General features: G+C 36.5%; 11 protein-coding genes. 4 read left to right on the top strand and 7 right to left on the bottom strand.

Going from position 1 to position 15,617, the window contains the following annotated elements; translation table 11 throughout:
* Nucleotides 1–170: 170 nt before the first annotated feature.
* The 5 genes from ACP6PL_RS23830 to ACP6PL_RS23810 form a co-directional block, all read right to left on the bottom strand.
* Nucleotides 171–365 carry a hypothetical protein gene (locus tag ACP6PL_RS23830; RefSeq protein ID WP_426547778.1) on the bottom strand — a complete coding sequence of 65 codons (195 nt, stop codon included), beginning with the start codon at nt 363–365 and terminating at the stop codon, nt 171–173.
* An 87-nt stretch (nt 366–452) separates the two neighbouring features.
* The gene (locus ACP6PL_RS23825; RefSeq protein WP_426547777.1) at nt 453–4,394 is read right to left on the bottom strand and encodes a GAF domain-containing protein; all 3,942 of its coding nucleotides are present in this window, start codon (nt 4,392–4,394) and stop codon (nt 453–455) included.
* A gap of 320 nt (nt 4,395–4,714) precedes the next feature.
* A complete protein-coding gene (locus tag ACP6PL_RS23820; RefSeq protein WP_426547776.1) occupies nt 4,715–5,203 on the bottom strand; it encodes a chemotaxis protein CheW in 489 nt (162 codons plus the stop codon).
* Between the two features lie 41 nt (nt 5,204–5,244).
* A complete protein-coding gene (locus ACP6PL_RS23815; RefSeq protein ID WP_426547775.1) occupies nt 5,245–5,613 on the bottom strand; it encodes a response regulator transcription factor in 369 nt (122 codons plus the stop codon).
* A gap of 696 nt (nt 5,614–6,309) precedes the next feature.
* A complete protein-coding gene (locus tag ACP6PL_RS23810; RefSeq protein ID WP_426547774.1) occupies nt 6,310–7,560 on the bottom strand; it encodes a response regulator in 1,251 nt (416 codons plus the stop codon).
* A 1,316-nt stretch (nt 7,561–8,876) separates the two neighbouring features.
* On the opposite strand from ACP6PL_RS23810, the gene ACP6PL_RS23805 reads away from it, so the two are divergent.
* Both ACP6PL_RS23805 and ACP6PL_RS23800 read left to right on the top strand, forming a co-directional pair.
* Entirely contained in the window at nt 8,877–9,707 is an 831-nt protein-coding gene (locus tag ACP6PL_RS23805; protein ID WP_426547773.1) for a PHP domain-containing protein, read from the top strand.
* Between the two features lie 145 nt (nt 9,708–9,852).
* Nucleotides 9,853–10,803 carry an alpha/beta hydrolase fold domain-containing protein gene (locus tag ACP6PL_RS23800; RefSeq protein ID WP_426547772.1) on the top strand — a complete coding sequence of 317 codons (951 nt, stop codon included), beginning with the start codon at nt 9,853–9,855 and terminating at the stop codon, nt 10,801–10,803.
* Between the two features lie 265 nt (nt 10,804–11,068).
* Here the strand turns inward: ACP6PL_RS23800 and ACP6PL_RS23795 are convergent, their stop codons facing one another.
* Nucleotides 11,069–11,875: a MarC family protein gene (locus ACP6PL_RS23795; RefSeq protein WP_426547771.1), complete on the bottom strand. Its 807-nt coding sequence runs from the start codon at nt 11,873–11,875 to the stop codon at nt 11,069–11,071.
* A 536-nt stretch (nt 11,876–12,411) separates the two neighbouring features.
* On the bottom strand, nt 12,412–12,996 hold the full coding sequence (locus tag ACP6PL_RS23790; RefSeq protein WP_426547770.1) for a pentapeptide repeat-containing protein: 585 nt from the start codon (nt 12,994–12,996) through the stop codon (nt 12,412–12,414).
* Between the two features lie 508 nt (nt 12,997–13,504).
* Between ACP6PL_RS23790 and trpB the strand changes: the two genes are divergently transcribed.
* Together trpB and ACP6PL_RS23780 are read left to right on the top strand one after the other, a co-directional pair.
* Entirely contained in the window at nt 13,505–14,734 is a 1,230-nt protein-coding gene (gene trpB / locus ACP6PL_RS23785; RefSeq protein ID WP_426547769.1) for a tryptophan synthase subunit beta, read from the top strand.
* Between the two features lie 314 nt (nt 14,735–15,048).
* Entirely contained in the window at nt 15,049–15,597 is a 549-nt protein-coding gene (locus ACP6PL_RS23780) for a CAP domain-containing protein (RefSeq protein ID WP_426547768.1), read from the top strand.
* Nucleotides 15,598–15,617 lie beyond the last annotated feature (20 nt).

Below are 15,617 nucleotides of genomic sequence, written 5' to 3'. Positions count from 1 at the left end.
AGTCTATTAGTCATCTTTAGATGACTTAAGCTATTAGCCAAGGATTGAAATCCTTGGCTATCCTGGGGAAATTTGTCATCCGCTAAGAAATAAATTTCTTGGCTTACAGTAAAAGTCATCTTTAGATGACTGAAGGTAGCTGGTTATTATGGCTAATTAGGGCTTGCTGATTAAATATAAAAGCATTTACTGATAACGGTTTGAGCCATTTCAGGTCTGGAAAAAGTACCAGATTTTTGGTTGATAAAGCCGAAAAAGTAAACATTTTGGGTAGAGTATGGCAGAAAAATCACTCTTACTATTCTTCCTCCTGTCTTCTCTATAATTCCCACTTCTCCTGACTCCTGACTCCTACCCTTAACCATAAGACTTGTTCAGCAAACCCTAATGAATGGATATGGATAATCAAAACTATCTCTAATTATCAATTATCCATTATCAATTATCCATTATTAATTTACCTTAAACTCAGCAACACTCTTTTCTAACTCTCCAGCAACTGCTAGTAACTTAGTAAAAGAATCTGTTACAGTCATAGATTGTTCAGAAGTTTGATTAGCGATCGCTGCTACTTCCTCCATTGTTTTTGACAGTGCGTTAGAAGTATCAGCTTGAGTAGTAGCAGAACCAGTAATTCCTTCTACCAACTCACTAATTTCTCCACTCACATCCAACACATCTGTTAGAGTTTTTCGGGCTCCCTTAACCAACTGAGTACCAACCATTACCCGCTTTCGCCCTACTACCATTGCTTTAATAACTTCACTGGTACCAGATTGGAGTTCCTCAACAATTTGTTCTATTTCCTGAGTAGCACTAGCTGACTGTTCTGCCAGAGAACGTACTTCACTAGCAACTGTCGCAAATCCTTGGTCATCTTGCCCCGCCCTGGTTGCTTCTACCGAAGCATTCAAAGCTAAAACATTTGTTTGATTTGCTAAATCATTAATCAAACTCAGAACCCGTGAAATCTTCTTAGAAGTTTCCCCTAAATTTTTCACTTTCCGAGCAGTTGCTTCCACTGTTTTCTGAATTCCCACAATACCTTCCACAGTCCGGTTCATCGCAGCATCACTGGTTTGGAGAATCTGATTTGCTTGCTGCACCTTAGCTTCTGCTTGTTGAGCATTACCTACCACTGCTTTCACAGAATTAGCCATGACCTGAATTTGTTGCAGAGCATTAGCTATTGCGTCAGCTTGCCGTTGAGCTTCACCAGACAACTTCTTAATTTCTACTTCATTACCTTCTGTTGTAGAACTCACAACATTTGTTGCCGACTGCACCTGCAATACCAACTGCTGTAAGTTTTCAATCGTGGCATTAAAGAAATCAGCCACAGTTCCCATTACCCCAGTTGTTACAGCAGCTCGCACTGTCAAATCCCCATCGAAAGAATTTTCAATTTCTTCCAAAAAGGTTTCTATCTGATTTTCTAATAATTCTTTTTGCTGTTGCTGTTCAATAGATATACTTTCAGCTTTTTGGCGAGCTTGTTCAATTTCTTGTAATAACAATGCTTGGTCAAGAGCATACCCAATTTGGAGAGCTACCTGCTTAAATACCTCAACATCTGACTCTAACCAGTTGCGAGTGTCAGAACATTGATGGACACCCAATAAACCATAGAGAGTTTGGTTAACCAAAATCGGAGCCACTATATTAGCTTTAACCTGCCATTTTCCGAGTTGTTCTTCATGGCACGCTGTCAAACCTGCTTTACTAACATCTGGTGTAATTTGTACTCGTCCTTGACGATATGGTTCCACATAATCTGCGGGGAAACAAGTTACCTCAGTTTCCATCTCTGCAATATTGATATAACCCTGTTTTACCGCCTCACTAATAATCTTGCCATCCCAGTCTTCATCAAAGCGATAAACTACCACTCGGTCAGCTTCCATCAGTTTTAGTGCTTCTTCTACTCCTGTACGGAAAATGCGTTCAACGTCAAGAGATTCCCGAATCCTTAAACTAATTTGATTCAGTTTTTTAGACTGTTCTACAGTCGTTTTTTGCTGTTGTAGTAAGTTTTCCTGTTCGACTGCAAAACCAATTTGAGTTGTTAATTGCTTAATGAAATCAACTTCTGAGTCTTTCCAGTTCCGAGGTCTAGAACATTGATTAGTCACAAAAAAACCATAGAGTTTTTTGCCAACAATAATTGGAGCTGTCAAGGTAGCTTTAATTTCTAGAGGTTCAGCATCTTTTAAGTAACATTCAGTATTCTTGGCATCATCAATCATAGTTTGAGAGGAATCGTGCAGATTATTAAATACCTTAATTCGTCCTCGTAGATAAGCTTTAATATGATGTTCTTTAAAACATTTACTGTCTAGCTTGCTACCAAGAGCAACAGGCCACATACTATCTACTGATTCTGCAACAACAGTACCATTGTAGTCATCATCTAACTTATAAACCATCACTCGGTCTGCTGCTAACACTTGCCGAGTCTCAACTACTACTGTGTTAAAAATATCCTGTTCATTCAAAGACTCCCGAATCATGGAGCTAATTTCATTCAAACGTCGAGCTTGTTCGGTCGCAACTTTTTGCTGTTCTAAAAGTCTTTTTTGTTCTAAGGCAGTGCTGACTTGACTAGCTAACTGTTTAACAAAGGTAATTTCTGATTCTTCCCAAATTCGAGGTTGAGAGCATTGATGAATAATCAACAAACCATACAGTTTCGCTTCTACTAAAACAGGAGCAACAATGTTAGCTTTAGCTTCAAAAGGTTCTAATAGTTTAATATCAGATTCACCTATTGTAGATGTTTTAATATTTTCAATGGTACTAATTTGCCCGCGTATATATGATTTAAAGTTTTTAGCAAAACTAGGGTCATCCATTTTATGCCCAAGAGTTGCTTTCCAACCATAACCAACTGATTCTGCTACCACTGTAGCGATCGTGTTATCATCAAATTGATAGATGATGGCGCGGTCTGCTCCCAGAGCATTACGAGCTTCTTCAATTACAGTATCAAAAACTTCTTCAGTATTCGTCGTACTCCGCAAACTGTTGGAAATTTCGTTTAATAATCGAGCTTGTTTAACTGCAGCTTGTTGCTTTTCTAATAGGTATGCTTGGTCTAGAGCGTATCCCACCTGAATAGCAACTTTTTGTATCAAGTCTATTTCTAATTCTGTCCAAGCTCTGGGGCCAGAACATTGGTGGGCAATCAACAGACCTTGTAGTTTCTTCTCAACTACAATGGGAGCAACTAAGTTTGCTTTGACTTCAAAAGGTTTAAGCTGATTAATATGACAGGGAGTTAGTCCTGCTTCTGCGATATTGTCTGTCGCCTTAACTCGCCCTTGTTGATAAGATTGTACATAACGGTCAGCAAAACAGGGGTCAGCAATTTTTGCTCCCAAAGCTTTTGGCCATTTACTATCAACTGATTCAGCAATGACTGTGCCTTTCCAGTCGCCATCAAATTCGTAAACTACTACTCGATCTGAGTTTAAAGCACTGCGGGTTTCTTCGACTGCAGTAACTAATATGTCTTTTAGGTTGAGGGATTTACGAATTTCAGCATTAATTTTATTTAATTTTTGAGCTTGTTGGGTAGCCGCCCGTTGTTTTTCTAATAGTAGAGCTTGGTCTACAGCGTAACCCAGTTGAATTGCCAGTTGCTGGAAAAATTCGATTTCTGATTCTATCCATTGTCGGGGTTCAGCGCAATGATGAGCTATTAATAAACCTAATAGTTTTCCGCTGGCAAGAATGGGGGCAACTAAATTTGCTCTAACCGCAAAGGGTTCAAGTTGACCAATGTGACATTCGGTTAATCCCGCTTCGTAGATATCAGCGATCGCCCTTACCCGTCCTTTTTTATAAAATTCTACATAACGGTCAGCAAAACAGGGATCGGTTATTTCAGCTCCTAGAGATTCTGGCCATTGCACATCTACTGATTCAGCAATGACTGTGCCTTGCCAATTTTTATCAAATTCATATACTATTACTCTGTCTGTTTGTAATGCATCTCTCACCTCTTCTACAACTGTTTTAAATATATCTTTGAGGGTTAGAGATTCCCTAATATTAGAGGTTATTTTGTTTAATAATTCGGCTCTTTCTGCTGCAGCTCCTTCTGTTTCTATTAATGATTGAAGTTGATTAATTCTGATATCTAAATTAGAGCGTAATACTGCTAAATCCTCTGCGAGGGCGTTAGTTTTTGATTTTAAGCCTAGTGATTTTTGTGAAGAATTAGATGTTTGGTTACTGCTTGGCTGCCATACTTCTACTGGCACAATTGTCACTTCTTCATTGCCTGATTGAGGTTGTGTAGTTTCTTGATGAGATTTTTGATGGTAATCTTTAGCTTGATTTGGATCTCTATTATCTGGTTGGTTTGTTTTTCTAAAGCGTGTCTGTGTCATAATTTTATTACTAATGCTTAATGAGGAATTAATTAATGAATCTAACTAATTTTTGGGGCTAGTAACGCTATGCAAAAGTCATCCATTCAAAAGTCACAAGTATTTATTGGTAAGACTTTTATAATTTTGTAGATCATGGATTATTTGCACTATGGTCTACTATACTTATAAAAATAATTGGGTCTAAAACCCCGCCTTTTAATCAGTTAGCTTTCTAGGTCGGAACCGCCTTAATTTATCAGTTATCAGTTAAATCTTTTTTCTAGTTTTATCAAAAAAATAAAATAAGAATTTAACTTCTGACTTCTGAATTATGAATTCTAATTTCTAAATTCATTTATGTATTCTATGATTGCTTCAATATCTAAAATCATCTTTTTTTCTCCTGCTGAGTTAGTGCAAGTTCCCTGAATAAATTTTTCGACAACTGAATTTATTTTTGGGGTTTTTACAACACTAATTTCTTTACTTTCAACATCAAGCAAGTTACCTACTTTTTGCACTAATATACCGAGATAACTATCTCGAAATTTCACTTTCACTACCCTAAACTTTTGCTCATAGTATCCAGTAGATAATAAAGGTTCAAAACCCATCAAGTAAGCAATATCAATTAACCAGAGAATTTCGCCTTGCCACTGAAACACCCCTACAACTACAGTTGGCATACCTGGTATTTGTAAGATTGTTCTGTGGTCTAAGGTAATCACTTCATCCAGCTCACGGGTAGATAGTATAACCTGTAAAGTCTTAGAGACTTCTATAGATATAAATTGTGTACTACTACTTAAGAATGGTTGTTTTGGCATTGGCTTTTTTTAATGCTTTAATCATTAAATACCTATATTTTTCAAACAACCAATTTTTCTAATGTTGCCACAAGTTGCTCTCGATCGACTGGTTTAGTAACATAGGCAGATGCTCCTTGCTTCATACCCCACTTTTGATCGATTTTCCCTGACTTACTAGAACAAATAATAATCGGTGTATTCGCCGTATTTTCTTGATTTCTTAGTTCTCTACATAGACCAAAACCACTTTGACCAGGTAGTACAACGTCCATTAAAATTGCATCAAAGTTTTGTTGTAGTAGGATAGCCTTAGCTGCTTCTGCTGTAGTTACATTCAACACATCATATCCTGATTTTTTCAAACAGTCAGTGAGAATAGTAGCTTCTGTTGGACTATCTTCTACAATTAAAACACTTGCCTTTCCCATTGCTTATCTTTCCACTGTTAAAACTAATTTAATAATAATTCCTAATGATTGCTATTTTTTAATATTTTTCTAAAAGTTTATTTTTCTTCATAAAACGATAGTAATTACTCGGTTGCGTCTCAGCAATCAGCTTTTCTTGCTTCTGTTATTTGACTTTGCTTTTAAGGTTGGTTAATTTTGTTAACTAAAATAAGTAGTGACATTCTCAGCAAAAGTCAAGTAGGTGATCAAATACTATTATTTTGAAATGATCAAATAGTAGTATTTCCCTTTATCAAAATAATTGAGGGTAATATCAAGCGTCAAAAAAAAATGCTCTACTTAAGTGCGTAATTTTAATTATTAAGTAATTAACAATAAGTGGAATAAATTTTTTGATAAATTAGTACTAATGAGCGAGTTAATTATTTATGTTTTTTCTTCTACCGTAAGCGTAAGGATGTTATATGCAACTTCTCTCCCCCTATTACCCTAGTTCCCTATCTCAAAAAAATGTAGCAAACATTTATCATATTGCTATAAAATCCTACTTTTTAAAATGAAATATTTTTGGAAAGTTGTTCAAACTTTCAGTTACAAAAAGAACATCTGACTTCATTATAAGGATTAGCCAAAAATTTTAAATAATCTAGATAATTCAGACATATTAACTTTGACTGACATCAGCAATAGCAATATTAACTTATTCTCGATCAGTTAATGTTTTGAAGTAATAGACAAATATTTTTTGATAGTTTTTAAAATTTCTTCTTGTTGAGCAGATTTGTTCATAAATTCAGCAGCTCCAATTAATTTACTCCGACTGCGATCTATCAAGTTATTCCGACTGGTAAAGATGATCACTGGTATTTTGGCAAATAATGGTGCTTGACGTAGAAATTGATAAACAGTATAACCATTAGCATTAGGCATTTCTAAGTCAAGAAAAATCAAATCTGGTTTATGTTCAGCGATTTTTACAAATCCTTTGATAGGGTCTTGTATACTAATCAAGTCATATCCAGCAGGTTTAACAATATTCTTTAATGTTTGAGCAACTACTGGACTATCATCAATACAAGCAATTAATTGCTTTTTCTTTGGTTTAGTCTTGTCTATCTTTTTCTTCGTAACTGTTGGTAAATTCTTAGTAACTGTTGGTAAAGATGATTTGAAATTCGGTTCTGGTAAATCTGGAATTGTTTGTAATTGTAGTAACCCTTTCTTGACTAAGGGAAGTAAAGTCTTAGTGACAGCTAATGCTGATTTTTGTAGTTTGTAAGCAATATCCCACAAAGTTAGATCCCCCTGTAAATATTTACCCCAACCAGATAAAGCTTCTGGGGAAATAGGTTTTTTAGGAACAGGAGCAAGGTTTAGGTTTAAATTTTCAAAATCTGCTTGTTTAAATAGATTTTGCATTTGAGTCACTTTAGTGAAAATTGGTTCTATTTCCCGATAACATAGAGATAAACCAAGGGATAATTCTGATTTACTCTCAGGATTTCCTTCCCACTTATGTGTCAGATCTGGGTAGTGACTCATGGAAAATAATATTTCTAAGGTGACAGTGCGAATTACTGCTTTAGCTTGAGAAATAGTGATTTGATTTTTGCTAATTCCATCATACAAGAGCAAATATTCCCAAGGTTTTTCTGGATCTGATAGTTGTTGTGAGGTTCTTGGATTCCACTCAGGGCAGTGCAATCTAACTGCTCGTTCCCAACGCCTTACTCTGTGGATATCACTAGTGGTATAGAGTAATCTACCATAGAATATGTTGAGTTGTCCTTCTTTGGCTGGACTATTTAATAATACTTTGCCAGTTGCACCTCGTTGGCTAAGTATATCCAAATTTTTGGCCAATTTGATTAATTGTTTGTTGGTAAACATTGATTTTAAAGTTGTAACATCAGAACTTGAATAATTCTCAATTCTTGTATATGTCATAACATTATTAGTGGCCATATATTTAATTACTCAAAATAAAATATTCCTATCTTAATTGATAACACTATTATAGTATTAAGGTTAAGATTTATGTACACAAAAAATGTGATTTTAATCACATAAAAATCTGATTTTACCAATTAAGGCAATTTAGGAAAATAAGTATTTAAAATATATAAAATGCAACTAAGTTGTTAAGAACAGATAAAATTCTTGAAGTATTGATATGTAAAAGACATACCAATCTTTCTTGATTGATGAACCTTAAGTAAATTTACACTTTAGGCAATAAATGTGATAACCAGTCTCAATATATATACAGAAACTTTAGTAAATATTTACGATAAATAGAGAGTCAAGGAAAGACAGCAATCATAGATAATTTTTCATAAATGATACAAAATATTGTTTAAATAGTATAGCGTTTCTCAGTAAGCGTGAGGTATAATTTTATCTTTCTTCCCTATTACCAGATCAATTGTTGCCTGTTACCAAATGAGCTATTGCCCAGAATTTTGTACCTCACCAGTATGGGAATTGCTATATATTCAGCACAAGGGGAATTTAAAAGGTAAAAGCCAGAAGGATTAGGGTAATTTGGTTGACATACTCTGCCGGCAGTTGGGCGTCGAGATTCTCCTGAAACTAGGATTCTTGGTTCCCTAGAGTGCACTTAAATTAAATACGCAAGCGATGTATTTCTCCAGAGATGGTTTTTCCCCAAGCGTTTGCCCTATTACAAGAGCTTGTATATCTATGCCTTACGGTACAGTTCAAACCTAAAAAAAACTTTGGTTTTCTGGTACTTTTTGCCAGCGAGCTTTTCCATCTACAAGCCTTCAGAATACAAAACCCCATAACTCTAGTGTTCAAAGTGCTGCGCCACGGATTAAGTAGCTAGCTTTTTAGAGCATTTTATACCTTTCCGCTTATTTTAATCATAGCATAAAAGTCCCCCTATAAGGGCTATGCTTGACTCATAAGTCTTGGAAGTATTGTAGGGTGGGGAATGTGGGAAGTGCGGTTAGAGCAACAAATATATAGTATAATAAAATACATTTTATTGGGGTTTTATACTGAATAAAAGTGATTACTCACCCCTTTATTAAAAACTTACCCCTGTAAGGCCCAAACTTCTCTTAACCGATTATTTATTTGAGTTTGAAACAGCCCTATAAGGGAGAGGCTTTAAACCCAATTTATTGCTAAAGTCCCTTGTTCTTAGCAGATTTGGTAAAACTACCTTTTTTAAATTTGGTACAATAAACGATAATATTAAAGTTATGGGTATTTAAAGTTACTACAATTATTAAAACTATTGTAAAAAAAAACTTATGTTAGAACTCCACTGTCACACTACTTACTCCGACGGAACCCTAACTCCTACAGAATTGGCGATCAAAGCAGCAAGTTCAGGGGTGCAAGCATTAGCCATAACCGATCACGATACATTATCTGGTTGTGATGAAGCAATTAGTATTGCTTCTGACTACAATATAGAAATAGTACCTGGTTTAGAATTAAGCACAGTTCATAATAATTGTTCCCTTCATATTCTAGGATTTTATCCAGATGCTAATAAATTACTCCCGCCCTTGAGAGAGCGCATTGCTGGCAGACATCGACGCGCCCAGTTAATGGCAGAAAACTTAGCTGAGTTAGGGTATCCTATCGAATTACCAAAAATGGAAGCAGGAATAGCACCGGGAAGACCACATATTGCTATGGCTTTGGTTAAAGCGGGTTATGTGCGATCTCCTCAAGAAGCTTTTGAGCGTTGGTTGGGGGATGATAAACCTGCTTATGTTCATTATGAAAAGTTTTCTATAGTTGAAGGCATTAGTTTACTGCGTAGTTGTGGGGCAGTTCCTGTTTGGGCGCATCCCTATCTGTTCCGTGGGGGAAAGGTGGAAGAAGTATTACCAGAAATGGTAGAAGCAGGTTTGATCGGACTAGAAGTTTTTCATCCCTGTCACTCTCCGACTCAAGTGCAAAATTTAAAAGAGTTGTGCAAAAAGTATGGGTTGTTGATGACTGGTGGAAGTGACTATCACGGACCAAATAGCCAGGGAAAAGAGGAAACTACCTTAAATATGCTGAACTTACCAATGGAGTTGCTTGCACCGATAAAGCAAGCTGCTGGTATAGCTGAAGTCAGCAGTTAAAATTCAGAAATCAAAACTCAAAAAGCGTTTCCTCACGGAATCCTCCGCAAATAGCTTTCAGCAATATTATGAAAAGTTGAGTGCTAGACTTAATTTTTGCTGCATTCTAATCTATAATTTTTCTCAACGTAATCTTTTTGCAAGTATGAGTAATTCTCAAAAAATCAACAATATTATTTCCAAATTTTTGTGGCTGGTGTTAACGTTATTAATTACAAGTTGTCAGCAAAAGCCAATAGAAGTTAAAGTTTTACAAAATCTTGTTTATGGGAATTATAATTTTCAAAATCAGGAAAAATCACTGCTTTTAGATTTATATTTACCAGAGAAAAAACCAGATAAACCTTTGCCTCTATTAATCTACATTCATGGTGGAGGTTGGCTAGAAGGAACAAAAACATATTGCCCTGGTAAAATTGTCGTGCCCAGAAATTATGCGATGGCTTGCATTAGCTATAGATTTAGTAATGAAGCTCTATTTCCTGCCCAAATTCAGGATGTAAAAAAAGCAGTGCGTTGGTTGCGAAAAAATGCAGATAAATATGATTTAGACCCCAATAATTTTGGTGCTTGGGGGCCTTCTGCTGGGGGACATTTAAGTGCTTTGTTAGGAACATCAGCAGGGGTGAAAGAATTGTCAGAAACAAACAATAATCAAGAAATATCTAGTGCAGTACAAGCGGTTTGTGCATGGTATCCAGCTACAGATTTTACAAAAGTTCCTCCCGCTTTTAATGAACCTATTACTGCTGCTGTTGAGGAAAAGTATAAAGACAAAGAATGGTATGCTTATACCGTAGTAACCCATAAATTATTAGGTGGACCTGTATCACAAAAATTAGAATTATCAGCTCTTGCTAATCCCATTACTCATATTGATGATCAAGACCCACCTTTTCTAATTATGCACGCAGAAACAGATAAAGTTGTACCAATAAGTCAAAGTGTTTTATTGAGAGATGCTTTATCAGAAAAAGGTGTAGAAGTTGAGTTGGTTAGAAAACCTGAGTGGGGACATTACCATGGTAGGGGAGTAGATTTTGATCCTGGTTTGATGGATATGGCAATAGATTTTTTTGATAAACATTTGAAGTAAATAGGGGTTGCGCTCAAAAGTCTTTTTGCTAAGGCAGGGAGTAGGGAGTAGGGAGTAGTGAAAACTCAAGAGGAATCAGGAGTTGTAAAAGACTTACAAAGGAAAAATTCTCTTTTAACTTGGGTGCCTCTACCAAACCCAAGATACTCACTTTTTTAGCCTGATCAGGCTAAAATCTGGTACTTTTTCACCACTTAAAAAGTCCAAAACCTTTATCTGTCAATACTTTGATCTTTAATCAGTAAACCCTAAGCAAGAAAAAACGTCAGGATGTCAAAATTGCTCGAATTGCTAAAGCTTCCATTCTAATAGCTGTGAAGATCCATGTAATAGCCAAGGAAAGCTGAATAATCCCTAACACCAGTCCGATAACTTTGAGGATTGATGGTTTCAAAACCTTGAGAATTTGACGAGCATAGAGCATACTCAGCAGGTTTAGTACCATTATCAGCACTAACAGTCCCAAAACTAAAACCTCATTGCCTGTTAACTTCTTGAGAATGGACATGACAATCATCACCATGGCAATTCCGTAGGGGGTCAAGATTGTAGGAAAAATTAGGGGAGTAACAACTAAATCAAGGGATGGATTTTCTGGAGGAGATGGGGGCGGAGCCGTGGAGCCATACTGCATCATTACCATTCTCAGTGCAACTAAAAACAGTATAATCCCCGCTGCCATTATTAGAGCTGAAATAGGGATTCCATATTTATCCAGTAGTCCTATACCAAAAAGGGCAGTCAAAATCATAACTAAGGTTGAAATCCAAAACCCACGAAATGCCATTTTCTTTCGGAGTGTTTCGTCGGCATTAGCAGTCAGACTTGCAAAGGTAGGCACAATTTTGAGCGGCCCAATGGTCAAAAAGAAGATAGTAAAGATAGAAGAAATGCTTCTTTTCTTAGTCGTACTAATATATTCGCGTATAAGTTCTACATCATCGAAATCTTCATTAATTGCTTCATCTGGTGTGCTGGCTTTTGAAGGGAGTGGAGTTTGCACCAACATTACACTATCCCCGGCGGAAGCTGTTGCTATTGGGGTAGGGCTAAGAGAGGAGACAAATATCATCAGCAGGCTACAGACTACCAGTACAGAAATGATCGAGCGGGAGGCGATTATCCTAAAGGTGCTGAGAAGTTGTCGTATTTGTCTAGATTGTCTCATAAGTTTGTCTATTTAAGAGCTAACATTTCTTCTTGATAGAAAAAATATTACCTGAGTTTACCAATTCCGTTCTACTAAACTTACCCAAACTTACCCATGAGGGTTTTGGAGCTAGCTTCCTGTTTCACTGAAGATCACTAACCGCAGTCTGTAACTTATCTTCTCCACAGGCTTAAATTCGCTTGGAACTCAAGCTACTGATACACATAATTTTTCAGGTTGATAGCAGCATTCAAATCTCTATCAGTTTCAAAACCCCCAGAATTTGGCAAGTACAATTCTGGGGGATTGAGTATCATTAGAGTTGTCCCTAAATAGATGAAAAAAATCCCTCAAATTAAGATACAGCAATAATTATAATCTTTTTTTTGGGGGGGTGGCTAAAATCCTTAAATGACAAAGATTTGTCATTTTTTTTTAGTTATAAAGTGACAAGTTTATTAAATCCGACTCAATAATCTACTTGCATGGGGTTCTTCTGGCATATCCTCAATGATTGCTCCTTGCTGTTGCAACTCTCGCTTCATCTCTGTAGACAAACCAATACCTAAAGAAAATCTAGTTTCAGTCACATTTACCCCAGTTATCTCAGTACCTGTTAAGTCAGCACCACTTAAGTTTGCGCCAGTTAAGTTTGTATCAATTAGGATTGCTTTATGTAAATTAGCACGACTCATGTCAGCATAACTGAGATGAGCATAACTCAAAATTGCTCCACTCAAATCAGCAGCACTCAAGTCAACACCACTCAAATTTGCACCACTCAAATCTGCACGAGTTAGGTTAGCACCACTCAAATTTGCACCACTCAAATCTGCACAATATAAATTAGCACCAATCAAAGTAGCATTGTACAGATTAACACCAATCAAATTTGCTCTAAATAGATTAGCCCGGAACAAGTTAGCACGAAACAAACTTGCACCAGCTAAATTAATATTACTCAGCTCAGATCGAAACAACTCAATATCCCGAAAATTTCTTTCCCCGGCAGCATAACGTGCCAAAAGTTCTTCTACTTCCATAGTATTCTCTTAATATTTTCTTGATGTTTTCATCTAAATTTTTTTTATTTTTAGATGTGTTTCTCTTCTTTATAGATAGAGATAGTTTATATTAATTATTTTGTGCCTTTTTGAAGGTCTAGTCTGATTTTTACAATAATTTTTTACAAAACTTATAACTCCTTGACATCTACAAACAAAAAGTTAAAATTTTATTAAAAAAATTGATAAAAATAACATAGTAGAGCCAAGAAACATTTAAATTGCAATTTTTCAACTACATAGGAGGTTGATTGAGGTTGTAAAAAAAATACCTAGATAATTGGGTAATAGGGAAGATAAAGGAATACAGTAGTAAAAATTTTAGACTAGATAATCTATTTTGAGATTTTTGGCAAATTATTTAATACTATCTAACCTTCAGATAGCCAATATTATAACAATCAAAATCAATGATTTTCAACTTAGTTAAACTACTAGCAAGCAGGATACATATAATGAAAAATGTTCCATTATTTAGAAACAATTTGTGACTACTACACCCTTAAATCCAACCTCCACTCAACAACCCGATGGCCTGGGTAGATTTGGCCAATTTGGCGGTAAATATGTCCCAGAAACATTAATGCCAGCTCTATTTGAACTAGAAGCAGCCTACAAAAAATACAGTCAAGACCCCACTTTCCAAGAGGAACTTCAACAACTATTACGAGACTATGTAGGTCGTCCTAGCCCTCTTTACTTCGCCGAACGTCTGACGGCTCATTATGCTAGACCAGATGGCACAGGCCCACAAATCTACTTGAAACGGGAAGACCTGAACCATACTGGAGCACACAAAATTAATAATGCTATAGCTCAAGCTTTATTGGCTCGGAGAATGGGCAAACAACGTATTATTGCTGAAACAGGTGCTGGTCAACATGGTGTGGCGACTGCTACAGTTTGCGCTCGGTTTGGCTTGGAATGTGTAATTTATATGGGCGTTCACGACATGGAACGTCAAGCTCTAAATGTATTCAGAATGCGACTACTGGGGGCGGAGGTGCGACCAGTAGAAGCTGGCACCGGTACTCTCAAAGATGCGACTTCGGAAGCTATTCGCGACTGGGTGACAAATGTTGAGACAACTCATTATATTCTGGGTTCGGTTGCTGGACCACATCCCTACCCGATGATGGTGCGTGATTTTCATGCGGTTATTGGTGTAGAAACCCGCGCTCAATGTTTGGAAAAGTGGGGCGGTTTGCCTGACATTTTGATGGCTTGTGTTGGTGGGGGTTCTAATGCGATGGGATTATTCCATGAGTTTATGAATGAGTCCTCGGTGCGGATGATCGGTGTGGAAGCTGCTGGAGAGGGAGTTAATACGAATAAGCACGCTGCTACTTTGACTCTTGGGCGTGTGGGTGTGTTGCATGGAGCGATGAGTTATTTGTTGCAGGATGAGGAAGGTCAGATAATAGAACCCCATTCTATTAGTGCTGGTTTAGATTATCCTGGGGTTGGTCCTGAGCATAGCTTTTTAAAGGATAGTAATAGGGCTGAATATTATGGTGTGACTGATAAGGAAGCGGTTGATGCTTTTCAACGTTTGTCTCAGTTGGAGGGTATTATTCCGGCTCTGGAAACTGCTCATGCGATCGCTTATTTAGAAATTCTTTGCCCACAGTTAAGTGGTAGTCTGCGTATTGTGCTGAATTGTTCCGGACGTGGGGATAAGGATGTGCAAACGGTGGCGAAGTTTTTGGAACGGTAATATCAAATCTGGTAGCATTCCTGTTATTCAGTATTAAAGATAAGAGTAGGGGCGAATGGCCATTCGCCCCTACGACATCTACCATTAGTCCCCACGACATCTAAATCTAAAATCCGCTTGAACAGTTGTCATTGCGATCGACAGGGAAGCAATCTCAAGCCTAGTTTTTCGTACTTTATGTGTAAGTTCTGTTTTCAGCAAGTTAGGACTTACACAGACAAACTCAGAAACCGGGTTTTTTCTTAGATATCTATTATAAAAACAACAATTTATCATAAAAACCCGGTTTCTTTGCCTAAGCAATATATTAACTTATGAATCGTAAATATTTTAAACAAATTTTCTGGATTCTGACAATATTTTTGAGTAGTTGTAATTATCAAAAATTAATCGAAAATTTACCAGAAATGCCAGAAATTAACAATCCCATACAAACTCCTATCTCTAGACCAAATGTAACAGTTTCACCTGATGTTAGTAGATTAAAAAAATCTGTCTTTACTCAAATAAATCAATATCGAAAATCTCAAAACTTGCCTCCTCTAGAGTGGGATAATACTATTGCTCAACAAGCTGCAATTCATGCTCAACAAATGGCTAGTGGAGAAGCAACTTTTAGCCATGATGGATTTAAAGAAAGAGTAGAAGTAATTAGTCAAAAAATTACTTACAGAAGTGCTGCTGAAAATTTGGCTAATAATTTTGGTTATAGTAATCCTGGAGAACAAGCTGTTGTAGGTTGGATTAATAGTCCTGGTCATCATAAAAATATGATAGGTGATTATAATTTAACTGGTATTGGTATTGCTAAAAATTCTGAGGGGATGTATTACTTCAATCAAATTTTTATTAAAACCAGATAGTAAGCTATTAGCTGTCAGCT

The organism is Dapis purpurea BLCC-M126, assembly GCF_050015975.1.
Taxonomy (GTDB): domain Bacteria; phylum Cyanobacteriota; class Cyanobacteriia; order Cyanobacteriales; family Microcoleaceae; genus Trichodesmium.
The sequence above is the reverse complement of the archived record's forward strand: the minus strand, read 5'-3'. Positions and strand labels throughout refer to the sequence as shown.